Source organism: Buttiauxella massiliensis, assembly GCF_902500225.1.
Taxonomy (GTDB): domain Bacteria; phylum Pseudomonadota; class Gammaproteobacteria; order Enterobacterales; family Enterobacteriaceae; genus Buttiauxella; species Buttiauxella massiliensis.
The window spans coordinates 54,709-79,591 of record NZ_LR722651.1 but is presented as its reverse complement, the minus strand read 5'-3'; the positions used below and the strand labels follow the sequence as shown (position 1 = coordinate 79,591).

The window sequence follows — 24,883 nt, the reverse complement described above, 5'->3', positions numbered from 1 at the left end:
AAAGGAGTCAGTCATGGTTAGGCTTGATAAGAACGATCCTCTGATGTTGGCAAGACAACTGCCAAATAAATCTGTAGCCCTGATTCTGGCTGGTGGGCGCGGTACCCGATTGAAAGATTTAACCTCAACGCGCGCCAAGCCTGCTGTCCACTTTGGTGGCAAGTTCCGCATTATTGATTTTGCGCTGTCCAATTGCATTAACTCGGGTATTCGCCGTATCGGCGTGATTACGCAATATCAGTCGCATACGTTGGTTCAACATATCCAACGTGGCTGGTCATTTTTTAGCGAAGAGATGAACGAGTTTGTCGATTTGCTCCCGGCACAGCAACGTGTACATGGTGAAAACTGGTATCGCGGCACGGCTGATGCCGTTACGCAAAACCTCGATATTATCCGCCGCTACAAAGCCGAGTACGTGGTTATCCTCGCGGGTGATCATATCTACAAGCAAGATTACTCACGCATGTTGATAGACCATGTGGAGAAAGGTGCGCGCTGTACCGTGGCATGTATGCCTGTTCCACTCCATGAAGCTTCTGCATTTGGCGTAATGGCGGTTGATAGCGAAGAGAAAATTATCGAATTCGTTGAGAAACCGGCAAATCCGCCGTCTATGCCGGGCGATGACACGAAAGCGCTCGCCAGCATGGGTATCTACGTTTTCGATGCCGATTACTTGTACGAATTGCTGGAAACTGACGACAAAGACGAAAACTCAAGCCACGACTTCGGGAAAGATATTATCCCGTACGTCATGAAATCAGGTTCGGCGTTTGCCCACCCATTCCCGCTTTCTTGTGTGCAATCAGACCCGGATGCCGAACCGTACTGGCGCGATGTTGGTACCCTGGAAGCTTACTGGAAAGCCAACCTCGACCTCGCCTCGGTGACGCCGGAACTGGATATGTACGACCGCGACTGGCCGATTCGCACCCACATGGAACCGTTGCCACCGGCGAAATTTGTGCAAGACCGCTCCGGCAGCCACGGTATGACACTGAACTCGCTGGTGTCTGGCGGCTGCATTATTTCCGGCTCGGTAGTGGTTCAGTCAGTGTTGTTCCCCCGGGTACGCGTTAACTCGTTTTGCAATATTGATTCCTCAGTATTGTTGCCAGACGTCATCGTCGGGCGTTCGTGCCGTTTACGCCGTTGCATTATCGACCGCGCCTGCGTCATTCCAGAGGGCATGGTAGTAGGGGAAAACGCCGAAGAAGATGCACGCCGTTTCTACCGTTCCGAGGAAGGCATTGTGCTTGTCACCCGTGAAATGCTGGCCAAGCTGCCTGGTTAAGTTTTAAAGGATTGATCACCGTGCAGCAAGGGTTGCACGGTGAAGTTTTATCGTTTGGCGCTCCTGAAGTTTACTTGATGAGAGCGCTGCGACTTTCCATACGGGAGCGATAATGCAGGTCTTACATGTATGTTCTGAAATGTTTCCACTGCTGAAAACGGGTGGTCTTGCGGATGTGCTTGGCGCGTTACCGGCGGCACAAATTGCAGGCGGTGTTGAAACGCGAGTCTTGCTGCCTGCTTTCCCTGACATTCGTCGTGGCATTGTTGATGCGCAGGTTGTGGCACATCGCGACACCTTCGCGGGTCATATGACTTTGTTATATGGCCACTTCAACGGCGTGGGAATTTACCTGATTGACGCCCCACATTTATACGATCGTCCCGGTAGCCCATATCACGACACCAATCAGTTCGCTTACACCGACAACGTGCACCGTTTTGCATTGTTGGGTTGGGTCGGCGCTGAGATGGCATGTGGTCTGGACCCCTTCTGGCGCCCGGATATTGTGCATGCGCATGACTGGCATGCGGGCCTGGTACCTGCGTACCTGGAAGCGCGTGGTCGCCCGGCAAAATCGGTATTTACTGTCCATAACCTGGCGTATCAGGGGCTGTTTTACGCCCATCATATGAATGAAATTGATCTGCCCTGGTCGTTCTATGACATGAACGGTCTGGAGTTCAATGGTCAAATTTCGTACTTGAAAGCTGGCCTTTACTATGCTGATCATATTACGGCGGTCAGCCCGACTTATGCCCGTGAGATAACCGAACCGCAATTTGCTTACGGCATGGAAGGGCTGTTGCGCCAGCGCCACCGTGAGGGACGGCTGTCAGGCATTCTTAACGGTGTGGATGAGAAAATTTGGGACCCGGCTCATGACTTGCTTCTGGCTGCTCGCTATACCCGCGACACGCTGGAGGAAAAGGCTGAGAACAAACGCCAACTGCAGGTGGCGATGGGACTGAAGGTTAACGATAAAGCGCCGCTGTTTGCAGTCGTCAGCCGTTTAACCAGCCAGAAAGGCCTGGACTTGGTGCTGGAAGCGTTGCCGGGGTTACTCGAGCAAGGTGGGCAACTGGCGTTACTCGGCGCGGGTGATTCGGTGATGCAGGAAGGATTCCTTGCGGCGGCGGCAGAGCATCCCGGACAGGTGGGTGTTCAAATTGGTTATCACGAAGCTTTCTCGCACCGCATTATAGGCGGGGCAGATGTCATTCTGGTGCCGAGTCGTTTTGAACCTTGCGGCTTAACGCAATTGTATGGCCTTAAGTACGGCACATTGCCATTGGTGCGGCGCACAGGTGGGCTTGCAGATACAGTGTCTGATAGCTCGCTGGAAAACCTGGCTGACGGTATCGCCAGTGGATTCGTGTTTGAAGACAGTAATGCCTGGTCGCTGTTAAGAGCGATTAGACGTGCCTTCGTGTTGTGGTCTCGCCCTTCGCTGTGGCGATTTGTTCAACGTCAGGCAATGGGCATGGATTTTAGCTGGCAGGTAGCGGCGCATTCCTACCGCGATCTGTACCAACGTTTGCTGTAGCCATCCACCAGGAATCACTGATATGAACGCACCCTTTTCCTATGCTTCACCGACGCTCAGTATTGAGGCTCTAAAGCACTCAATCGCCTATAAACTGATGTTTACGGTTGGCAAAGACCCTGCCATTGCGAACAAACATGAGTGGCTAAACGCCACGTTGTTTGCGGTTCGTGACAGGTTGGTAGAGCGCTGGCTGCGTTCTAACCGTGCTCAGCTATCCCAGGAAGTTCGCCAGGTTTACTATCTGTCGATGGAGTTTTTGATTGGCCGTACGCTCTCTAATGCGCTGCTTTCATTAGGTATTTATGAGGATGTCAAAAACGCACTGGAAGAGATGGGGCTGGATCTTGAAGAGTTGATTGACGAAGAGAACGACCCCGGCCTCGGCAATGGCGGGCTTGGTCGTCTCGCCGCCTGTTTCCTCGATTCCCTCGCAACACTCGGCTTGCCTGGCCGTGGTTACGGTATTCGCTATGACTACGGCATGTTTAAACAAAACATCGTTGATGGTCGTCAGAAAGAGTCGCCTGACTACTGGCTGGAATACGGAAATCCGTGGGAATTTAAGCGCCACAACACGCGCTACAAAGTGCGCTTCGGCGGGCGTGTGCAGATGGAAGCCAAAAAATTCCGCTGGGTAGAAACGGAAGAAATTTTAGCGGTAGCGTATGACCAGATAATCCCTGGCTACGATACCGATGCCACCAACACGCTGCGTTTGTGGAATGCGCAGGCGAGTAGCGAAATCAACCTCGGTAAATTTAATCAGGGCGATTACTTCGCGGCGGTGGAAGATAAGAACCATTCGGAAAACGTATCACGCGTGCTCTACCCGGATGACTCGACCTATTCAGGCCGCGAGTTGCGTCTGCGTCAGGAATATTTCCTGGTGTCCTCCACCGTGCAGGATATTCTTAGCCGCCATTTCCAACTACATAAAACCTATGACAATCTGGCGGATAAAATCGCCATCCACCTCAACGACACACATCCGGTATTAGCGATTCCTGAGCTGATGCGTTTGTTAATCGATGAGCATAAGTTCAGCTGGGAAGATGCCTTTGAGGTTTGCTGCCAGGCATTCTCGTACACCAACCACACCTTGATGAGCGAGGCGCTGGAAACCTGGCCGGTAGATATGCTGGGCAAAATTCTGCCGCGCCATTTGCAGATAATCTTCGAGATTAACGACTACTTCCTGAAAACCCTTCAGGAGCAGCATCCAAACGATACCGCTCTACTGGGGCGCACTTCGATTATTGATGAATCCAATGGCCGTAAAGTTCGTATGGCGTGGCTTGCAGTGGTAGTCAGCCACAAAGTGAATGGCGTTTCTGAACTGCACTCCAACCTGATGGTTCAGTCGTTATTTGCTGATTTTGCTGCCATCTTCCCGATGCGTTTTTGTAATAAAACCAACGGCGTGACACCACGTCGCTGGCTGGCTTTGGCTAACCCACCGCTTTCAGAAGTGTTGGATGAAAATATTGGCCGCACCTGGCGTACCGATCTTAGCCAGTTGAACGATCTTAAGCAGCATATTGATTACCCGACTGTGCACCAGGATGTACGCAAGGCGAAGCTTGCCAACAAGAAGCGTCTGGCAAGTTACATCGGCCAGCAACTCAATGTGGTAGTTAACCCAAATGCGCTGTTTGATGTGCAGATCAAACGTATTCACGAGTACAAACGTCAGTTAATGAACGTGCTGCATGTGATCACGCGCTACAACCGCATTAAGGCTGATCCGACAGCCGATTGGGTGCCGCGCGTGAATATCTTCGCTGGTAAAGCGGCGTCAGCGTATTACATGGCAAAACACATTATTCATCTCATCAATGATGTGGCGGCGGTGATCAACAACGATCCGGTAGTCAAAGATCGTTTGAAAGTGGTGTTTATCCCGAACTACAGCGTTAGCCTTGCGCAGATCATTATCCCTGCGGCTGATCTCTCCGAGCAGATCTCTCTGGCGGGAACTGAAGCATCCGGCACCAGTAATATGAAGTTTGGCCTGAACGGAGCGCTGACCATCGGCACGCTGGATGGTGCAAACGTCGAAATGCTGGAGCATGTGGGGGCGGATAATATCTTTATCTTTGGTAATACGGCGGAAGAGGTCGAAACGCTACGGCGCGAAGGCTATAAGCCGCGTGAGTATTACGAGAAAGATGAAGAGTTGCACCAGGTGCTGACGCAAATCGGTACGGGCACGTTCTGTCCTGGCGAACCGACACGCTACCGTGACCTGCTGGATTCACTGATTAACTTTGGTGACCACTATCAGGTATTGGCAGATTACCGCAGCTATGTGGATTGCCAGGACAGGGTGGATGAGCTTTATCGGCAGCCAGAAGAGTGGACCATTCGAACCATGCACAATATTGCCAACATGGGGTATTTCTCGTCTGACAGGACGATTCAGGAATACGCCGATGAGATTTGGCATATCAAACCGGTGAGATTGTAATCCACAATAAAAAAACCGCCGTAATTGGCGGTTTTTTTGTTGCCTGCGAAATGAGTCGGAAAATCTCAGCACAACTCCAGTTGCACATTATTCTCAGCAATCACCTGCATCACGCCTGCTGGTGGAATGGCATCGGTATATACCGCATCCACCAAAGCAATGCTGCCCAGATTCACCATCGCATTACGGCCAAACTTCGAGTGATCGACAACCAACATCACGCAGCGTGAGTTTTCAATGATGGCGCGTTTGGTGCGAACTTCGTGGTAATCAAACTCCAGCAGCGAACCGTCACCGTCGATGCCGCTAATCCCCAGAATGCCGAAATCCAACCTGAACTGAGAGATAAAATCGAGTGTCGCCTCGCCGATAATGCCACCGTCGCGGCTGCGTAATTCGCCGCCGGCCAGAATAATGCGGAAGTCTTCTTTAACCTTGAGCGTGTTAGCCACGTTCAAGTTATTGGTTACCACGCGTAAATTGCTGTGATTCAACAACGCATGAGCGACGGCTTCCGGTGTGGTGCCGATATCAATAAACAGCGTGGCACCGTTAGGGATCTGGCTGGCAACTTTTTGCGCGATACGCTCTTTTTCCGCCGTCTGGGTCGCCTTACGATCGTGCCACGGCGTATTCACAGAACTTGAAGGCAGAGCGGCGCCACCGTGATGGCGCATGATCAGATTCTGGTCTGCCAGATCGTTTAGATCGCGACGAATAGTTTGCGGGCTGACTGCAAACTGTTCGACGAGCTCTTCGGTACTGACATAGCCTTGTTTTTTAACCAATTCGACAATCGCATCATGACGTTGTGTTTGCTTCACGCTGTTTTATTCTCCTGAAATGCTATGTTCGTTTTCGCGCATGCATTGTATCAACCAGCGCCATCGCGAGCCCAACAACCAGGCCGGTGATGTGTGCAGCGTTGGCGATCGACATTCCTAAAACATCGAAAAATCCTATCACAATCCACAATAACGCAAAGCCCATCAGGCCGCGCTGCATATAGATGCCGCTTTCTGGATCGCGTTCGCCACGTAGCCAGACATAACCCATCAGCGCATAAACCACGCCGGATAAGCCACCAAACAACGGGCCGCCGAATTTCGCCTGCACGAAACCGCTCAACAGTGCAGAAACCAGCGTTAATGTGATGAGTTTACCGCTGCCGAGGCGCTTTTCCACCGGGCCGCCGAGATACCACCACCACAGTAAGTTAAACGCGATATGCATAATAGAAAAGTGCATCAAAGCATGGCTGAAATAGCGCCACAATTCATAGTGCAAACTGTCTTTGTATGGCCAGGCTAACCAGGTCATGACCGCACGATCGCCTACGATTTGCATCAGCAGGTAGACCAACACACAGGCGGCCATAATGACCATCGTGAAGGGGCCCGCTTTTTGCGAAATTGTGGCCAGGAAAGGGTAGCGCTGATAACGCAAACCACCACCTGTATGACCTGTATTCCAGCTTGCTGCCAGATAGCGTGAGTCACCAGGGTTTGCGAGGAATTGTTCAAGCTCGGCACGAACGCGCGATTCCTGGCTGTCGTTTGCCAGCCAGATATCCGTTTGTTCATGGGTTTGAATTGTGAGGATAATCCCCTGCGTCGCCATATAGTCGACAAATGCCTGCGCGACTCGCGGGTTGGCAAACGAGGTAATCATGATCATAGGTTTTCTACTAAATCCGTACAGAAAAAAATGATTATACCCGCAACGTCTCTATTTCCTGACGATTTAAGATGCGCCATGTTCGACTTCAGCCGGGAAATGACGGTGCCATGCGTCAAAACCACCATCGACGCTGTACACCTGATCGTATCCTTGTTGCAGCAAATACTGCGCCGCACCTTTGCTGCTATTGCCGTGATAACACATCACCATCACCGGCGTTTCAAAATCAGTTTGCTGCATAAAGGCAACTAAACGGTCATTTGTCAGATGAAACGCGCCCGGCGTGTGGCCCATCGCAAAGCTTTGTGGATCGCGGATATCCACTAACACAGCGTGTTTTTGCTGCAATTTCTGGTGCGCTTCTTCCACACCAATACACTCAAAAGTTTCCATGGTTTTGCTCGTCATTTTATTGAATTGCCTAGCGCTATATTAAGGGAATCTCCCCCTCTGCCCGCTGATATTAACGTCATTATGTTATCCATATCACGCAGTAATGTTTTTTTTTCGTTACAAAGCGCGCGTACTCTTGCTAGTATGAGCGATAACGAACATATTTGAACTTTAACGAAAGCGCGTGAGGGCAACATGGAAACTAAAGATCTGATTGTGATTGGCGGAGGAATTAACGGGGCAGGTATCGCCGCTGACGCCGCAGGCCGTGGTTTATCCGTGTTGATGCTCGAAGCGCAGGATCTGGCCAGTGCTACATCATCTAATAGCTCGAAATTGATTCACGGTGGCCTACGCTACCTGGAACATTACGAGTTTCGTTTAGTGAGCGAAGCATTAGCCGAGCGCGAAGTGCTGCTCAATATGGCGCCACATATCGCCTTCCCAATGCGCTTTCGTTTGCCACATCGCCCACATCTGCGCCCGGCGTGGATGATTAGAATTGGCCTGTTTATGTACGACCATCTCGGTAAGCGCACCAGCTTGCCTGCATCTACCAGTTTGCGTTTTGGCTCAGATTCCGTTCTAAAATCAAATATTGTGCGCGGTTTCGAATATTCTGACTGTTGGGTAGACGATGCTCGCCTGGTTCTGGCGAACGCACAAATGGTGACGCGTGAAGGTGGGGAAGTGAAAACACGTACCCGCGCAACCAGCGCTCGCCGTGAAAATGGTCACTGGATTGTTGAAGCCCAGGATATCGATACCGGCGAAACCTTTACCTGGCGCGCTCGTGGCCTGGTAAATGCCACCGGTCCGTGGGTGAAGAACTTCTTTGATGATGGTCTGCAACTGCCTTCGCCATACGGTATCCGATTGATCAAAGGCAGCCATATCGTGGTGCCACGTGTGCACAACCAGAAGCAGGCTTACATTCTACAAAACGAAGATAAGCGTATTGTGTTCGTGATTCCGTGGATGGATGAGTTTTCTATTATTGGCACCACCGATGTGGAATATAAGGGCGATCCGAAAGATGTTCACATCGACGACAATGAAATTAATTACCTGCTGAATGCTTATAACGCACACTTCAAAAAGACACTAAGCCGCGAAGATATCGTCTGGACATATTCGGGCGTGCGCCCACTTTGCGACGATGAGTCTGATTCACCGCAAGCTATCACGCGTGACTACACGCTTGATATCCATGACGAGCAGGGCAAAGCACCGCTGCTGTCTGTGTTTGGCGGCAAGCTAACAACCTATCGCAAACTCGCGGAGCATGCTCTGGATAAGCTGAAAGGCTACTACCCAAAAATGGGCCCGGCCTGGACCAAAGGCAGTACGTTGCCGGGTGGCGATATCAATGGCGACCGTGATGATTACGCCGCGCAGTTGCGCCGCCGTTACACGTTCCTGACAGAAAGCCTGGCGCGCCGTTTCTCACGTACTTACGGTAGCAACAGTGATTTGATTCTGGGCAGAGCCACCAGCATCAGTGATTTAGGTGAAGATTTCGGACATGAGTTTTACGAGGCCGAATTGCGCTACCTGGTTGAGCATGAGTGGGTGCGTGGCGTTGATGATGCCATCTGGCGTCGTACCAAATTAGGGATGTGGTTGACCGAAGAACAGCAGGCAAGGGTGGCGCAGTGGCTAGTAAAGCGGGGCGTTAAGGCGAAGTTATCGCTGGCGTCTTAAAACTCTTAAACAGTCCTCTCCCTTAGGGAGAGGATTATTTCTTAAACACCGTAACCCATCATCTTCAGCAATTTCTGCGCATGCTGCACCGCATCCTGACGATGCGCGACACCCAGCTTCTGATACAAATTACGAATGTGCGTTTTAATCGTCGTGGCCGCAACATCCAGCTCTCCGGCGATTTGCTCATTGCTGTAGCCTGAATAAATCAGCCCTAAAACCTGCCATTCGCGCTGAGTCAGTGGACTGGTGCGAATAAGCTCCGGCACTTCAGGGTGCGTCAGTAAGCGGTTAACAAAGTTCTCATCAAAATGTGCGAACTTATGGCGATGGTGTTGGTTAATTTCACGCAAAATGCGCTGTGCGCGGTGTTGATCCAGCTCAGGCAGTGTGTTGAGTTGAATTAACTGGCGCAACTGCTGTGCCATCGCCTCACCTTCAATGACAAAGTGGCTGATAAACCCTGTGCGGTTAGCCAGCGCCAGCGCTTCGAGCAACACACGTTGTGCATCGCTTTTACGCCCGGCCTGCCAGTAAAGCTGGTTTAGCAGTAACAGGTTGCGGTTAAGGTCACTCATCAGGCGCAGGCTGCGCGCATTTTCGTTTAACTCTTCGAGCACCATTTCGGCGGGTTCGAATTCACTCAGCAAAATTTGCGCGCGAGCGATGTTACGCCACTGGCTTTGCAGGAAATGATTGTTGGCGAATTCTGGTTTCGGCGTCAGGCGTAGCCAGTTAGCAGCAGATTTTTTATCTCCCGTCATTTGCCAGTAAATCACCCGCACTTTGTCGGCGTTGGAAACCCAGTCGCTATGGAACGCACCATTGCCCAGCAAGTTTTCAAGTCGGTTCAGGTGATTACGCGCATTGTCCAGGTCGCCTCGCGCCAGTGAACATTGCACTAACAACGCCATGCACTGTAATTGCTGTTGTGGCTGATAGCCTGAAAGCACTTCCAAACCCATGCGTGTGGTTGCTTCAGCTTCATCCAGGCGCGACCACGCCCAAAGCAATTGCGCGCGAATACGCAGTAAAAACTCATGCAGCGGGAGCTGTTCCAGGTGCTGCTCTTCAATAAGCGCGAAGGCTTTCTCTTGCGATTCCCAGGCAGACTGAAGGAAGCCTTGTGCCAGTAAGATTTCGCTCTGCTGACATAAGCCCCATAACGCGTAGTGCCACATATCGTGGCGGCGCGCCATCTGCTCAGTTTGCTGCATAACAGATAACGATTTGGTGAGCTCACCTTTGCAGTGCAGCACTTCGCCGTGAACTGAAGTTGCGACAATGCGGCTGTAGAAACTAGCCAGCGGCAGCATGTCGAGAGCAATCATTGCGAGGCGTTCTGCTTCATCAGGGTTGCCGTCATTAATGGCAACCTGGGCGCGCAAGGCATTAAACTCGCCGTGCATGACATCATCCATCACGACATTCATTTCTTGTTCAGCACGCGCCAGAAGAGTGTTCACTTCGCTGTAGCGATGTTGGCTTTGCATCAGCCACGCCTGAAGCAAAACAAGTTTTGGGTTTTCCAGCAGGCTTTCCCATGGTAGTGCTTTTAACGACTCTTCCAGTAATGTGAGTTCGCTATGATTAAACAGTGCCCAGGCATGATGCAGCAAGATGTCGCGCAGCAGGGTGGCGTCGCCTGCGGCAAGGGCATGGTGAATCGCTTCGCTTGGGAAACCCTGCGCCATCCAGCTTTCTGCGGCGGCGCGATGAATATCCGGAAGTTCTGTCGCCAGTTCCCACTGGCAACGCTGGCGCAGGAAATTGCCAAACAGCGGATGGAAACGGAACCATTCGCCGCTGTCATCCATGCGCTGGATAAACAGTCCTTGCCGCTCAGTCTCTTCAAGGCGCATCTGGCCGTTTTCTTCGCCCGTGACGCGCACAATCAATGCATCGTTCATCGAACGCAGGACTGAGCTACGTAGCAGGAAGTTACGCGTTTGCGCATCGACATTATCCAGCACTTCATCGGCCAGATAGTCGGATAAGTGGCTGGCATTAATGCCCGAAAGACGACGCGCAGAGTGATGCGCCGATGAGTTGCTGTTTTGGCGTGCGGAAAGCGCGATTAATTGCAGCGCGGTTGCCCAGCCCGCAACATCATCACACAGGCTGTTGCTATCGGTATGTTCGAGTGGGGAATTGAGCCGATGGTCAAAGAACTGCTTCGCTTCCGGATGGGTAAACGCGAGTTGCTGGCTACCAATTTCTAGCAGCTGATCGCGCACGCGTAAATTGGCGATACCCAGCTGTGGCAAATTGCGCGACAACACGACTAGCGTCATATTTTCTGGCTGGTGGCGAATGAAAAAGCGCATAGCTTCATGAATTACAGGGTTAGTAATTAGATGGTAATCATCAATCACTAAAAATAGTGGGTGATGCCATTCCACCATTTCAATAAATAGCTGTGCGAATAAAGCTGTCAGGCTTGAGTATTGGCGTTTTTGCACCATCACTTCGCTAGTCACACAATGACCAGATGTAGCTTGTTGAATAGCCGCTATCAAATAGCTGGCGAATCGTTCTTGTTGGTTATCACCCTCATCCAGAGAGTACCAACCTAGCTCATTTTTCCCTGCCGCCCACTGAGAAATCAGTGTGGTTTTCCCATAACCCGCCGGGCTGGTTATTAGCGCCAGCCGATAGTTATTAGCTGTCGATAATTTCATCAACAGCCGGTCGCGGACCACTGTATTTTCCAGACGAACTGGACGACTTAATTTGGAGGGGATCAGCATGGTCAATCACTTCACTGTGTATGAGATATGCACGAATGCGATTTTTTTCACGCTTCGTAATTAATACTAACTACAAGGTCGACCAGATTAAGGCTTATTGCAAGATTGTTAAGGGTTTCAGACGTTGTAAGTTGCACTTTGTCACAAATCTATTGATTAGATGAATCCAATCGAGGCGTAGAGTTGGTCGAAGCAAAAATTCAGTGCTGGTGGGCATTCTGCCAGCAAGCACCTACCGTTAAGTGGCGGCGATCACATTTTTAGCTACTCCCCGCTACTCCTCCCTCCCTAATCCCCCTCAGGAGGAGGAATAAGCCCAGGCCACCCGGCACACTAACGGGTAATGAAATTAGAACATCACAGGACCCGAGCCCCTATGTCACAGACGACCTTCAATAAAGCACAATTTCAGGCTGCACTGACACGTCAGTGGCAGCGTTACGGACTTCACTCTGCTTCCGAAATGACCCAGCAACAATGGTGGCATGCGGTGAGTGGTGCGCTGGCCGAACTGCTGGCAGCGCAGCCTGTTGCGAAACCTGAGAAGCAGCAGCGCCACGTAAACTACATCTCGATGGAGTTTTTGATTGGTCGTCTGACGGGCAACAACTTGCTGAACCTTGGCTGGTATCAGGAAGTGGCGGATGAACTGAAAGCGTTCGATATCAACCTGACCGATTTGCTGGAAGAGGAAACTGACCCAGCGCTAGGCAATGGTGGCCTGGGGCGTCTTGCTGCGTGCTTCCTGGACTCTATGGCAACGGTTGGCCAGTCTGCGATTGGTTACGGCCTGAATTACCAGTACGGACTGTTCCGTCAATCCTTCCAGGATGGACATCAGATGGAAGCGCCTGACGACTGGAAGCGCGGCAGCTACCCTTGGTTCCAGCATAACGCAGCCCTCGATGTGCAAGTGGGCGTTGGCGGTAAAGTGATTAAAGACGGCAAAACCGTGCGTTGGGAACCGGCGTTTATCTTCCATGGCGAAGCCTGGGATCTGCCAGTTATTGGTTATCGTAACGGTGTGGCGCAACCACTGCGTTTGTGGCAGGCAAAACACGCGCATCCTTTTGACCTCACCAAGTTCAACGACGGCGATTTCTTGAAAGCAGAACAACAGGGTATCGACGCTGAAAAACTGACGAAAGTACTGTACCCGAACGACAACCACCTGAACGGCAAGAAACTGCGCCTGATGCAGCAGTACTTCCAGTGCGCATGTTCAGTGGGCGATATTTTACGCCGTCACCATCTGGCTGGCCGCAAGCTTGCAGAACTGGCTGATTACGAAGTCATTCAGCTTAACGATACCCACCCGACTATTGCGATTCCAGAGCTGCTGCGTGTGCTTATCGACGAGCACCAGATGAGCTGGGATGACGCATGGGCCATCACCAGCAAAACCTTCGCTTACACCAACCACACTTTGATGCCTGAAGCGCTGGAGTGCTGGGACGAGAAGCTGGTCAAAGCGCTGCTGCCGCGCCATATGCAGATTATCAACGAAATCAATGCCCGCTTTAAGAAGCTGGTTACTAAAACCTGGCCGGGCGATGATGCCGTTTGGGCGAAACTGGCGGTGGTGCATGACAAACAAGTTCGCATGGCGAACATGTGTGTAGTCAGTGGTTTTGCGGTAAACGGTGTGGCGGCGCTGCACTCAGATTTAGTGGTCAAAGATCTGTTCCCGGAATATCACCAGCTGTGGCCGAACAAATTCCATAACGTCACCAACGGCATTACACCGCGCCGCTGGATCAAACAATGCAACCCGGCGCTGGCAGCTCTGCTTGATAAGAAACTCAAGAAAGAGTGGGCCAACGATCTGGACGTGCTGGAAGGGCTGGAAAAATACGCCGACGACGCGAAATTCCACAAAGAATACCGCGACATCAAATACCAGAACAAAGTGAAGCTGGCGGCGTTTGTGAAAGCGCGTACTGGCATTGTGATAAGCCCGGATGCGTTGTTCGACGTACAAATTAAACGCCTGCACGAATACAAACGCCAGCACCTGAACCTGCTGCATATCCTGGCTCAGTACAAAGAAATTCGTGAGAACCCAACAGCCGCCCGCGTGCCGCGTGTGTATCTGTTCGGCGCGAAAGCGGCACCGGGTTACTACCTCGCCAAAAATATTATCTTTGCGATCAACAAAGTCGCCCACGCCATCAATAACGATCCGATCGTGGGTGATCAGTTGAAAGTGGTATTCATGCCTGACTATTGCGTGTCTGCGGCGGAAGTGATGATCCCGGCGGCGGACATTTCTGAACAAATCTCTACCGCAGGTAAAGAAGCATCCGGCACCGGCAACATGAAACTGGCACTTAACGGCGCGTTGACCGTTGGCACGCTGGATGGTGCGAACGTCGAAATCGCCGAGAAAGTGGGTGAGGAAAACATCTTTATCTTCGGCCACACCGTCGAAGAAGTGAAAGCGCTGAAAGCCAAAGGTTACGACCCGGTGAAATGGCGTAAGAAAGATAAAACGCTGGATGCGGTGCTCAAAGAGCTGGAGAAGGGCATTTATGCCGATGGCGATAAACATGCGTTCGACCAGATGCTGCACAGCATCGGTAAACAAGGCGGCGACCCGTATCTGGTGATGGCAGATTTCACCGCGTACGCAGAAGCTCAGAAATTAGCTGATGCGTTGTATCTCGACCAGGAGGCATGGACTCGCGCTGCGATTCTGAACACGGCACGTTGCGGTATGTTCAGCTCCGATCGCTCTATCCGTGATTATCAGCAACGCATCTGGCAGGCAAAACGCTAAGGGAACGCATGGACAGCAAACGTCTTGATAACGCCGCTCTTGAGGCGGGAATTAGCCCAAACTACATTAACGCCCATGGCAAACCGCAGGCTATTCCTGCGGACACCAAGCAGCGTTTGCTGGAAGCCATGAGCCGTACCACCACCTTGAAAAAGGTGGCGGTTACGCCGGTCGCAAATGTGCTGGTGTTTACCTCCGGCACTCGCATGGCGACGGTGCTGGAAGGCAACGGTGATTACACCTGGCAACTGACTACCGAAGACGGTAAGCAGCACAAAGGTCATGTGCTGGCGGGCAAAAAACTAACCCTCCCTTCTGCTCTGGCGGAAGGCTATCACGACCTGACGGTCAGCCAGAACGAACACCACTGGCAGTGCCGCGTGATTGTTGCGCCAAAGCGCTGTTATGAACCTGCGGCTCTGATGCAGGATGAAAAACTGTGGGGCGCTTGCGTGCAGCTCTACACCATACGTTCCGCGCATAACTGGGGAATTGGCGATTTCGGTGATTTACAGCGCATGCTGGTGGATGTGGCAAAGCGGGGCGGTTCGTTTATCGGCCTGAACCCAATCCACGCGTTGTATCCTGCAAATCCGGAAAGCGCCAGCCCGTACAGCCCGTCGTCTCGTCGTTGGTTAAACGTGATTTATATCGATGTGAACGCGGTTGATGATTTCTTGCTCAGTGATGAAGCGCAAGACTGGTGGAAAATGCCGGTCACGCAGCAAATGCTGAAAGAAGTTCGTGATGCGCAGTGGGTAGATTATTCCACCGTTACCGTGCTGAAGATGGCTGCGCTGCGGATGGCGTGGAAGCAATTCTCGCGGCGCGGTGCGCGTGATGAGCAAGTTGTTACCTTCCAGAAGTTTGTGCAGGAAGGCGGCGACAGCCTGTATTACCAGGCGGCGTTCGATGCGCTGCATGCCTATCAGGTCAAAGAAGATGAAATGCGCTGGGGCTGGCCGGTGTGGCCGGAAGGTTTCCGCGACGCGCACAATCCTGAAGTAAAAGAGTTCTGTACCGAACACAGTGACGAAGTGAATTTCTATCTGTGGCTGCAATACCTTGCCTACGTTCAGTTCGATGCATGCTGGCAAACCAGTCAGGGCTTTAAAATGCCAATCGGCCTGTATCGCGACTTAGCGGTAGGTGTTGCTGAAGGCGGTTCTGAAACCTGGTGTGACCGTGAGCTTTACTGCCTGAAAGCCTCAGTTGGTGCACCGCCGGATATTCTTGGCCCGCTAGGCCAGAACTGGGGTTTACCGCCAATGGACCCGCATGTGATTACTGCGCGCGCCTATCAGCCGTTTATCGAGCTGCTACGCGCCAATATGACCAGCTGCGGTGCATTGCGTATTGACCATGTGATGTCGATGCTGCGTTTGTGGTGGATACCGTATGGCGAAACCGCTGACAAAGGCGCATACGTGCATTACCCGGTCGACGATCTCCTGTCGATCCTGGCGCTGGAAAGCAAACGCCATAATTGCATGGTGATCGGTGAAGATCTGGGTACTGTACCGGTTGAGATCGTCGGTAAACTGCGCGATAGCGGGGTTTACTCTTATAAAGTGCTCTATTTCGAGCATGACGACGAAAAGCAGTTCCGCTCGCCAAAAGCGTGGCCGAAGCAGTCGATGGCGGTTGCCACCACCCACGATTTACCGACGCTGCGTGGTTACTGGGAAAGCGGTGATTTGACGCTGGGTAAAACGCTTGGGCTTTATCCTGATGAAGAGATGCTGACGGAGCTGTATCAGGATCGTGAGCGTGCGAAACAAGGTTTGCTGGATAGCCTGCACGAATATGGTTGTTTGGCGAAACGAGCAGGGCACAAAGCCTCGCTGATGGCGATGACTTCAACGCTTAATCGCGCAATGCAGCGCTACATCGCCGACAGCAACAGTGCGTTGTTGGGTCTGCAACCGGAAGATTGGTTAGGTATGGCGGAGCCGGTGAATATTCCAGGCACCAGCTACCAGTACAAAAACTGGCGGCGCAAGTTGTCGACATCGCTTGAAGCAATGTTCGCAGACGAAACTGTGAATAAGTTGCTGAAGGATTTGGATAAGCGACGTAAGAAAAGGTGAAGGTGTAATACGCTCTCACTCTAACTTTCTCCCGAGGCCAGTCTCTTATACACAACTCGCCCTGGCAATCTTGTCGGGGCGAGATCTGTAAGCCCCGCAGGTTTTCCGTTCACCTGTTCCGAGGCGACATAAATACACTTTCGCCTGGTGAACGGAACCTTCTCCGAATTGGCAGGAATTGCCCTTCAAAGTTGCGTATAAGAGACAGCCCAGAAGAGCGAACTTGCTTTGCGCCCTCTCCTGCGGGAGAGGGCCGAGGTGAGGGTGAAAATCAGTAGTAAGAGTGCTCACCACGCTGGTGTTCGGTCAAATCACGAACGCCTTTCAGTTCAGGGAACTCGGCCAAAAGTTGTTTTTCGATGCCTTCTTTCAGGGTCACGTCGACCATTGAACAGCCGTTACAACCGCCGCCAAATTGCAGAATCGCAAAACCTTCATCAGTGATTTCCATCAGCGTAACACGACCACCGTGGCCTGCCAGCTGCGGGTTTACCGTCGCTTGCAGCATATATTCAACACGCTCCATCAAAGGCGCATCATCGGAAACTTTACGCATTTTGGCGTTTGGCGCTTTCAGCGTCAGCTGTGAGCCAAGCTGGTCGGTGACGAAATCAATTTCAGCATCTTCAAGATAAGGTTTGCTCAATTCATCGACATATGCGGTCAACTGCTCGAATTTGAGGGCAGTATCTGATGCTTCTACCGCATCCGGCGGACAGTAAGAAACCCCGCACTCCGCATTTGGAGTACCAGGATTGATGACGAATACGCGAATTTGCGTCCCTTCTTCCTGACCTGCCAGCAGTTTGGCAAAGTGGGATTGTGCTGTATCGGAAATACGGATCATAACGATTGCTCAATAGTTGACTATTTTAGTCGGTTATAATACGCCCATCATCGAGGGTCTACAAGGTTCGACAAAGGCACCACACCTGGATAGTCGCCGCGCCCTGCTTTTTCAGCATTCGCGCAATTTCCGCCACCGTACTGCCCGTCGTGACGACATCATCCACAATAATTATATGGCGGCCTGCCACCGGAAAATCAACCCTGAAAGCTCCTTTAAGATTGTTGCGTCGCATTCGGGCGTTAAGCTGATGCTGTGTTTGCGTGGCTCGGGTTCGTTTGATGCCCTGTGGGAAATATTCGCATTGCAGCCAGTTTGAGAGGCGTCTTGCCAGCAGGTCACTTTGATTAAAGCCACGGCGCCAGACGCGGCGTGAATGCAGCGGAACAGTAACGATGCAATCCGCTTTCTGGTTTCTGGTCGCCAGCACTTTCAGCAGCAGTAAACGCGCTAAAGCCGGAGCCAGCGCCACGGTGGCGTTAAATTTAAAATGCTGAACGAGCTGCTTTAACGGCGAACAATAATCGGTGACAAACACCAGTGAATCCCACGCGGGCGGTTTTTGTAGGCAGCGACCACAGGCCACACGCGTATTGGCGCTGGGCAAACCACAACACGGGCAACAGGGCGGTGGAGAGGGTAATGCTTTGGCGCAGCATGAACAAATTCCCCAATGTGCGCACGCGAGTGGCATCCGGCATAGCCAACACAACCCTGGGATTGTTAGCATATTCGCTTCCTTGCGTAGAAAAATGAGAACAGTAACTGATGAGCAAGCTTTGGTGGCAGACAAAAGGTGAGGGAAAAGTCGATCTTGTGCTGCTGCACGGATGGGGACTGAACGCGGAAGTATGGCATTGCATTTCCGAGGAACTCAGCTCGCATTTTCACCTTCATCTGGTCGATTTGCCGGGCTATGGTCGCAGCCAGGATTTCGGCGCGCTGACGCTTGAAAAGATGGCTGAAGTTGTCCTGGCGCAAGCGCCGGAACGCGCAATCTGGATGGGCTGGAGTTTGGGCGCGCTGGTGGCGAGTCAGATTGCGCTGGGTAATCCCGAACGTGTGAAAGGGTTAATCACGGTTGCATCGTCCCCCTGTTTTGCAGCAAATGACGAATGGCCGGGAATCAAACCGGAAGTGCTGGCGAACTTCCAGCACCAACTAAGCGAAGATTTCCAGCGTACTGTTGAGCGTTTTCTGGCGCTGCAAACGCTGGGTACAGAAACCGCGCGGCAAGATGCTCGCCGTCTGAAAGCGGTTGTGCTTGAGCAGCCTATGCCGACTGTAGAAGTGCTAAACGGCGGCCTGGAAATCCTGAAAACGGCAGATTTGCGCGAGCCGTTGAGTCAGCTTGCTGTGCCGTTTTTGCGGCTGTATGGGCATTTAGATGGGCTGGTGCCGCGCAAAATTGCGGGATTACTGGATGAGCGTTGGCCGCAAAGCAAAGCGGTGATTTTCCCGAAAGCAGCACACGCGCCGTTTATTTCGCATCCGCAGGAATTTTGCCGGGTGGTGGTGGAATTTCAGAAACAGATTTAATAGAAAACGGCGGGGATTGGCCCGCCGTTTTTAGTTTCATGCCTTAAGCGACCACACTTCCCGAACACATTTCTTACCTTCCGGGCAGCTTTTACAGCTGCCTGTCAGACAATCGCTTGGGTCTTCGGTGATGCGCATCGCTTTGCCCATTGCTTCAAGACGACCTAGCATGGCGTTCACCAACGGCAAAGGTGTGGCGAGCTGTTGGCTAATTTGCGTCGCATCCAGGCGGCCTTGCAGCGCCAGCGCATCACGAATCTCAATTAAACTCGCCATACCTTCTCCTTAGTGGCAATCGCCAGCGCTGCTTTTACAGCAGGGCGCGGTGACTGTTTTACGGGTCGACATGATGCTGACATCCACACGGCTACGCGCCCGGCGCAGGCCGCCAATCAACAGCACGTTGAACAACACTACCGCAAGAATACAGACCAGGCTGAATTGCGGATGGGCACTAAATGTCACTGTCTGGTAGTAAAGCGTGGAAAGTGAATAGGCGATATTCAGCCCCCACAGTACCGAGAACATCATCCAGCCACGGCTTGATTCACGGGCCACTGCGCCCATCACCGAAATACATGGGATGTAGAGCAGAACGAAAATCAGGTAGCTATAGGCCGCAGCCGGGCTGCCAAATTTGCTGCTCATCACGCCCATTGCGCCGCTTGCCATTTCACCGTCGCCTTTGCTGGCTTCGATTGGGTTGAGCAGCACGCTCAGGCTAAAGGTGTCTTTCAGGCTTTGCCAGGTTTCACCGGCAGCCCCACCTAACTCGTCGAGCAAATTGAAGCTTGCAGCATCAAACGGTTCTTCGTGCATGTCTTCAGCGGTGTAAAGCGTGTTCAATGTACCGACAACCACTTCTTTCGCCATTGCGCCAGTAAACAGGCCAACGGTCGCCTGCCAATTATCTTCGTGGACGCCAATCGGTTTGAGCAACGGGGTCAGCACTCGGCTAACCGATGCCAGCGCCGAATCATTGATGTTGTCCACTTCTTTACCGCTAAACGAGAAGCTATTGAGCGCACCAATGAAAATACTGACGATGACGATAACTTTACCGGCACGCAGCACGAAACCTTTCAGGCGTTGCCAGGTTTGCAGCAGCAGGCTTTTCAGGTGCGGAACGTGATACACCGGCAGCTCCATCACAAACGGTGTTGCTTCACCGCGCATGATGGTGTGCTTGAGCATCAGGCCGGTCAGAATCGCCATCACGATGCCCAGAATATAGAGCGAGAAGACAACCAGCGCGCCTTGCTGCCCGAAGAACGCGGCGGCAAATACTGCAAAGATGGCAAGACGTGCACCGCATGACATAAACGGCGCCATCATGATGGTCATCAGGCGTTCACGCGGGGCATCGAGCGTACGCGCACCCATCACCGAAGGCACGTTACAGCCAAAGCCGACGATCAACGGGACAAATGATTTACCCGGCAAGCCGAGGGATTGCATCAGGCGGTCCATAACGAATGCCGCACGCGCCATGTAACCGGAGTCTTCAAGGAATGAAAGGAACAGGTACATCATGCCGATTTGCGGCACCAGTGGCAGCACGGTGTTGATACCACCACCGATACCTTGCGCTAAGAAAATCGTCAGCCAGCTTGGGAAGTGAAGTGTGGCACCAATCCACTGAATACCGTGGATAAAGATGGCCGCCGAACCGCCGTCAAAAATGGGCTGCAATGCGCCACCGATGTTAATCGCCAGTAGGAACATCAGGTACATCACCAGCAGGAACACAGGCAAACCGAGGAAACGGTTAAGGATGATTTTATCCATCATTGCCGTTAAACGATGCGGTTCGGCGGTCAGACTGTTGCTGATGGAATCACAGATAGCGGCGATGGTTTGATAACGTGCATCGGCAATCAGCAGTGCTGGATCTTCGTTCTCTTCGGCGAGCTGTGCACGCACCGCGTCCAGTTTGTCAGCGGCATGACCGGCATATTCACGGCTGTAGATATCGCCCTCAAGCATTTGCAGTGCTAACCAACGGCGCTGCTGTGCGGGCATATCGGAAGGCATTTCAGTGGCCAGTTTGTCGGCTTCTTCAATTAATTTTGGCGGGTAAAGCACTAAATCGCTATGCGTGTTTAGCTGGCGGCGGTCGATTGCCAGTTTCAGGCCTTCCATGCCACGGCCACGAGTGGAAACCAGCGGTACAACCGGACAACCCAGGCGGGCGGCCAGCGCGTCGATATCAATGCGAATATCTTGCTTCTCGGCGATGTCGAGCATGTTAAGCGCGACGACACACGGAATGCCGAGTTCGAGCAATTGCAGCGTCAGATACAAATTGCGCTCAAGGTTGGATGCATCGACGACATTTATCAGTAAGTCTGCATCACCACTCAGGATGTAGTGGCAGGCAATTTGTTCATCCAGAGAAGTTTGCGATGAAATGGTGGTCAGCGAGTAGGTACCCGGCAGATCAACAAGTGTGACCTGATGCGCAAGCGTTGAAAACTGACCTTCTTTACGTTCTACGGTAACGCCCGCCCAGTTACCCACTCGCTGGCGTGAACCGGTGAGCTGGTTGAATAACGTGGTTTTCCCGGAGTTAGGGTTACCGATTAAGCCGATAGTTAATTTTTTCATTTTTTTCGTGAACTTAAAGAAAATAGCAACGAGCGCGAGCGCTCACCCCGCCAATCAGGCAATGGCTTCAACGTGCAGTAATTCGAGATCTTTTTTACGTAGTACCAAACTGACGCGACGTGTTTCGATATGAATCGGATCGCCTAACGGCGCAACACGTACAACGTTGAATGAAGAACCAGGCAACATACCGAGTGATAATAATTTTTGGCGGTATGACGGACTAATTTCGCTGGAAAAGCCGGTAATCTTCCACGCACTACTTGGTAAGAAACGCATAGGACCTACTTAGAGTTGGGCTCGGGTATTTAAAAATATCGTTGGGCATTGAGGAGAAATAACGAACAAATCAATGATAATGAGAATGGTTTCTCTCTTCAATAATTATTTTTGTGGCGAATGACTCGTTTGAATTTATTTTTCAGGGAGATTTTATTTATTAGAAATGTTGGGTGTATATGCTGTTTTTATATAAAATTGATTAATAACAATATGTTATGTTTATTTTAAAATGCTAATTTTATTATTTTATCTTTGGTAATGTTGTCATGATATTTCAGGTGTTACATGTTTGATAAATATTAGTGCTGTTTTTATATTTTTGCGAAAATTGATCTATCGCAAACTCACTCTATTTTCTGAAGAATTATCGCGGATGCTAAAGAAATGTTATTCATTAGCTGCCGGGCATGAAAGAGACAAATTGTGCTGAATTTAACGCTGGGGAATAGATGCTGGTTTATTCCGCCCCCTCCTGATGAAAGGAGAGGGGGAAATCAGCATTAAGAGTTAACGTTTCTTACCCAATGCTGCTGCCAGTGCATCACTCATCGCGCTGTTGCCTGCGCTACTGCTGTTGGCGTTGTCACGCCCACGAGGTTTCTGCTGTTGTACCGGGCGGCGCTCGTTTTGCTCACGCGGTGCGCTGCTACGACGCGTGGTTTCACCTGGCTGCTCATCCAGACGCATGGTGAGCGCAATACGTTTACGCGCCAGATCCACTTCCATGACTTTCACTTTGACGATATCACCGGCTTTCACCACTTTGTGCGGGTCGTCGATGAACTTGTCGGAAAGTGAGGAGATGTGGACCAAACCATCCTGATGCACGCCAATATCGACAAACGCGCCGAAGTTGGTCACGTTAGTGACGGCACCTTCCAGCACCATGCCAGGCGTCAGGTCATTCATGGTTTCAACACCATCGGCAAACTTCGCGGTTTTGAATTCCGGACGCGGGTCGCGGCCCGGTTTTTCCAGCTCTTTGATGATGTCGGTCACCGTTGGCACACCAAAACGCTCATCGGTGAAATCACGTGGGCTCAGGCCACGTAACGCTTCGCCGTTGCCCATCAAATCCTGTAGTGCTTGCTCGGTCGCAGCCAGGATACGCTCAACAATCGGGTACGCTTCCGGGTGAACGGTGGAGGCATCCAGCGGGTTATCACCGTGGTTAATACGCAAGAAGCCTGCACACTGCTCGAACGCTTTTGGCCCCAGACGGCTCACTTTCAGCAACTGCTGGCGGTTCTGGAAACGGCCATTTTCATCACGCCAGTTAACGATGTTCTGCGCCATCATGCGCGTTAAACCTGCCACGCGAGTCAGTAACGGCACAGAGGCGGTATTCAAGTCCACGCCAACGGCGTTTACGCAGTCTTCGACTACCGCATCCAGTTTCTTCGCCAGTTGAGACTGACTGACATCGTGTTGATACTGGCCGACACCGATAGATTTAGGATCGATTTTCACCAGCTCAGCCAGTGGGTCTTGCAGGCGGCGAGCAATTGAAACTGCGCCACGAATAGATACGTCTAAATCAGGGAATTCCAGCGCTGCAAGCTCGGATGCGGAATACACCGATGCGCCCGCTTCGCTGACAATCACTTTTTGTGCGGTGACTTTCGGGAATTGCTCCTGCACATCGAGGAAGAAGCGCTCGGTTTCACGCGATGCTGTGCCGTTGCCAATAGCAACCAGCTCAACGTTGTGTTTTTCGCACAGTGCAGCAACTGCAACAGCAGCTTTCGCGGCCTGCCCGGTGTGTGGGTAAATGGTGTCGATGGCAACAAGTTTGCCAGTTGCATCAACTACTGCCACTTTCACGCCGGTACGCAAACCTGGGTCGAGGCCCATAGTCGCACGCAGTCCAGCAGGGGCTGCCATCAATAAATCATGCAGGTTACGGGCAAAAACGTTGATCGCTTCGTCTTCGGCGCGTTCACGTACTGTACCCATCAGCTCCGTCTCAAGGTGCATCAGCACTTTAATGCGCCATGTCCAGCTCACGACTGCACGACGCCACGCATCTGCCGGAGCATTATTCAGGCGCAAACCGAGATGGTCGATAATGATTTGTTCACAATAGCTTTCACGCGGTGGTTCATCGTGTTGCGGATCGGCATTCAGCGCGAGCTGTAAAATGCCTTCGTTACGGCCACGGAACATGGCGAGGGCGCGGTGAGAAGGAGCGGTGGCAATCGGTTCGTGATGGTCGAAATAGTCGCGGAATTTCGCGCCTTCTTCCTCTTTGCCTGCAACCACGTTTGCGACAAGGTGCGCGTTCTTCCACAAGTAGTTACGCACTTTTGCAAGCAACGCCGCATCTTCAGCAAAGCGCTCCATCAGAATGTAACGTGCGCCATCGAGTGCTGCTTTGGTGTCGGCAACGCCTTTATCGGCGTCAACATAACTTGCAGCGGCTTCTTCCGGCGTGTGGGAAGGGTCATTCCACAGCAACTCAGCCAGCGGCTCCAGACCTGCTTCGATAGCAATCTGGCCACGTGTGCGACGCTTTTGTTTATACGGCAAATAGAGGTCTTCGAGCTCGGTTTTGCTCAGCGTGCCGTTGATGGCTGCGGCGAGCTCGTCGGTCAGTTTGCCTTGTTCGGTAATGGACTTGAGGATCGTCTGGCGACGGTCTTCTAATTCGCGCAGATAGCCCAGACGAGTTTCCAGTTGACGCAGTTGCGTGTCGTCCAGACCGCCGGTGACTTCCTTACGATAACGTGCAATAAACGGCACGGTATTCCCTTCATCCAGCAGGCGAACGGCGGCGTCAACCTGTTCATTTCTGGCCTTAAGCTCGCTGGCAATAATGCGGCAGAGTGAATCATTCATCATGGTTTTTTCATCTGTGTAGACTGACATATCAGGGGTGTAGTTATACGGATTGGAGGGC

At 51.9% G+C, this 24,883-nt stretch carries 17 protein-coding genes; 7 read left to right on the top strand and 10 right to left on the bottom strand.

From position 1 onward, the window contains the following. Positions 1–13: 13 nt before the first annotated feature. From glgC to glgP, 3 genes are all read left to right on the top strand, one after another. On the top strand, positions 14–1,297 hold the full coding sequence (gene glgC / locus GC128_RS06925) for a glucose-1-phosphate adenylyltransferase (protein ID WP_151993688.1): 1,284 nt from the start codon (positions 14–16) through the stop codon (positions 1,295–1,297). A gap of 112 nt (positions 1,298–1,409) precedes the next feature. Beyond that, on the top strand, positions 1,410–2,843 hold the full coding sequence (gene glgA, locus GC128_RS06920) for a glycogen synthase GlgA (RefSeq protein ID WP_151993687.1): 1,434 nt from the start codon (positions 1,410–1,412) through the stop codon (positions 2,841–2,843). A 22-nt stretch (positions 2,844–2,865) separates the two neighbouring features. Further along, positions 2,866–5,313: a glycogen phosphorylase gene (glgP, locus tag GC128_RS06915; protein ID WP_151993686.1), complete on the top strand. Its 2,448-nt coding sequence runs from the start codon at positions 2,866–2,868 to the stop codon at positions 5,311–5,313. A 65-nt stretch (positions 5,314–5,378) separates the two neighbouring features. On the opposite strand, the gene GC128_RS06910 is transcribed toward glgP, so the two are convergent. The 3 genes from GC128_RS06910 to glpE form a co-directional block, all read right to left on the bottom strand. Then, a complete protein-coding gene (locus tag GC128_RS06910) occupies positions 5,379–6,137 on the bottom strand; it encodes a DeoR/GlpR family transcriptional regulator (RefSeq protein ID WP_151993685.1) in 759 nt (252 codons plus the stop codon). Positions 6,138–6,159: 22 nt separating this feature from the next. Continuing rightward, positions 6,160–6,990, bottom strand: coding sequence for a rhomboid family intramembrane serine protease GlpG (gene glpG, locus GC128_RS06905; protein ID WP_151993684.1), 831 nt, complete (start codon positions 6,988–6,990; stop codon positions 6,160–6,162). Between the two features lie 66 nt (positions 6,991–7,056). After that, positions 7,057–7,386, bottom strand: a complete 330-nt coding sequence (glpE, locus tag GC128_RS06900; protein WP_134186019.1) for a thiosulfate sulfurtransferase GlpE — start codon at positions 7,384–7,386, stop codon at positions 7,057–7,059. Positions 7,387–7,581: 195 nt separating this feature from the next. Between glpE and glpD the strand changes: the two genes are divergently transcribed. Then, on the top strand, positions 7,582–9,090 hold the full coding sequence (gene glpD / locus GC128_RS06895; RefSeq protein ID WP_151993683.1) for a glycerol-3-phosphate dehydrogenase: 1,509 nt from the start codon (positions 7,582–7,584) through the stop codon (positions 9,088–9,090). Positions 9,091–9,131: 41 nt separating this feature from the next. Here glpD and malT read toward each other — a convergent pair whose 3' ends face one another. After that, a complete protein-coding gene (gene malT, locus GC128_RS06890; protein ID WP_151993682.1) occupies positions 9,132–11,840 on the bottom strand; it encodes an HTH-type transcriptional regulator MalT in 2,709 nt (902 codons plus the stop codon). A 376-nt stretch (positions 11,841–12,216) separates the two neighbouring features. Between malT and malP the strand changes: the two genes are divergently transcribed. Both malP and malQ read left to right on the top strand, forming a co-directional pair. Continuing rightward, entirely contained in the window at positions 12,217–14,619 is a 2,403-nt protein-coding gene (gene malP / locus GC128_RS06885) for a maltodextrin phosphorylase (RefSeq protein ID WP_151993681.1), read from the top strand. A gap of 8 nt (positions 14,620–14,627) precedes the next feature. Further along, positions 14,628–16,709, top strand: a complete 2,082-nt coding sequence (malQ, locus tag GC128_RS06880) for a 4-alpha-glucanotransferase (RefSeq protein WP_151993680.1) — start codon at positions 14,628–14,630, stop codon at positions 16,707–16,709. A gap of 271 nt (positions 16,710–16,980) precedes the next feature. Here the strand turns inward: malQ and nfuA are convergent, their stop codons facing one another. Beyond that, positions 16,981–17,556, bottom strand: coding sequence for a Fe-S biogenesis protein NfuA (nfuA, locus tag GC128_RS06875; protein WP_064542768.1), 576 nt, complete (start codon positions 17,554–17,556; stop codon positions 16,981–16,983). 58 nt (positions 17,557–17,614) lie between these two features. Continuing rightward, positions 17,615–18,286: a DNA utilization protein GntX gene (gntX, locus tag GC128_RS06870; protein ID WP_151993679.1), complete on the bottom strand. Its 672-nt coding sequence runs from the start codon at positions 18,284–18,286 to the stop codon at positions 17,615–17,617. A 38-nt stretch (positions 18,287–18,324) separates the two neighbouring features. Between gntX and bioH the strand changes: the two genes are divergently transcribed. Continuing rightward, the gene (gene bioH / locus GC128_RS06865; RefSeq protein WP_151993678.1) at positions 18,325–19,095 is read left to right on the top strand and encodes a pimeloyl-ACP methyl ester esterase BioH; all 771 of its coding nucleotides are present in this window, start codon (positions 18,325–18,327) and stop codon (positions 19,093–19,095) included. Between the two features lie 36 nt (positions 19,096–19,131). Here bioH and feoC read toward each other — a convergent pair whose 3' ends face one another. From feoC to GC128_RS06845, 4 genes are all read right to left on the bottom strand, one after another. Continuing rightward, entirely contained in the window at positions 19,132–19,371 is a 240-nt protein-coding gene (gene feoC / locus GC128_RS06860) for a [Fe-S]-dependent transcriptional repressor FeoC (protein ID WP_151993677.1), read from the bottom strand. A 9-nt stretch (positions 19,372–19,380) separates the two neighbouring features. Then, positions 19,381–21,702: a Fe(2+) transporter permease subunit FeoB gene (feoB, locus tag GC128_RS06855; RefSeq protein WP_151993676.1), complete on the bottom strand. Its 2,322-nt coding sequence runs from the start codon at positions 21,700–21,702 to the stop codon at positions 19,381–19,383. A 54-nt stretch (positions 21,703–21,756) separates the two neighbouring features. Further along, entirely contained in the window at positions 21,757–21,981 is a 225-nt protein-coding gene (gene feoA, locus GC128_RS06850; RefSeq protein WP_064514348.1) for a ferrous iron transporter A, read from the bottom strand. 510 nt (positions 21,982–22,491) lie between these two features. Further along, positions 22,492–24,825 (bottom strand): Tex family protein, encoded by a 2,334-nt coding sequence (locus GC128_RS06845; protein WP_151993675.1) that lies wholly within the window; start codon positions 24,823–24,825, stop codon positions 22,492–22,494. Between the last annotated feature and the right edge of the window lie 58 nt (positions 24,826–24,883).

Coding starts and splice junctions, on each gene's coding strand:
- malT (WP_151993682.1), bottom strand. CDS start 11,840: ATGCTGATCCCCTCCAAATTAAGTCGTCCAGTTCGTCTGGAAAATACA.
- nfuA (WP_064542768.1), bottom strand. CDS start 17,556: ATGATCCGTATTTCCGATACAGCACAATCCCACTTTGCCAAACTGCTG.
- glpG (WP_151993684.1), bottom strand. CDS start 6,990: ATGATCATGATTACCTCGTTTGCCAACCCGCGAGTCGCGCAGGCATTT.
- feoA (WP_064514348.1), bottom strand. CDS start 21,981: ATGCGTTTCTTACCAAGTAGTGCGTGGAAGATTACCGGCTTTTCCAGC.
- glgC (WP_151993688.1), top strand. CDS start 14: ATGGTTAGGCTTGATAAGAACGATCCTCTGATGTTGGCAAGACAACTG.
- glgA (WP_151993687.1), top strand. CDS start 1,410: ATGCAGGTCTTACATGTATGTTCTGAAATGTTTCCACTGCTGAAAACG.
- glpE (WP_134186019.1), bottom strand. CDS start 7,386: ATGGAAACTTTTGAGTGTATTGGTGTGGAAGAAGCGCACCAGAAATTG.
- feoB (WP_151993676.1), bottom strand. CDS start 21,702: ATGAAAAAATTAACTATCGGCTTAATCGGTAACCCTAACTCCGGGAAA.
- glpD (WP_151993683.1), top strand. CDS start 7,582: ATGGAAACTAAAGATCTGATTGTGATTGGCGGAGGAATTAACGGGGCA.
- malP (WP_151993681.1), top strand. CDS start 12,217: ATGTCACAGACGACCTTCAATAAAGCACAATTTCAGGCTGCACTGACA.
- glgP (WP_151993686.1), top strand. CDS start 2,866: ATGAACGCACCCTTTTCCTATGCTTCACCGACGCTCAGTATTGAGGCT.
- gntX (WP_151993679.1), bottom strand. CDS start 18,286: ATGCTAACAATCCCAGGGTTGTGTTGGCTATGCCGGATGCCACTCGCG.
- feoC (WP_151993677.1), bottom strand. CDS start 19,371: ATGGCGAGTTTAATTGAGATTCGTGATGCGCTGGCGCTGCAAGGCCGC.
- bioH (WP_151993678.1), top strand. CDS start 18,325: ATGAGCAAGCTTTGGTGGCAGACAAAAGGTGAGGGAAAAGTCGATCTT.
- GC128_RS06845 (WP_151993675.1), bottom strand. CDS start 24,825: ATGATGAATGATTCACTCTGCCGCATTATTGCCAGCGAGCTTAAGGCC.
- malQ (WP_151993680.1), top strand. CDS start 14,628: ATGGACAGCAAACGTCTTGATAACGCCGCTCTTGAGGCGGGAATTAGC.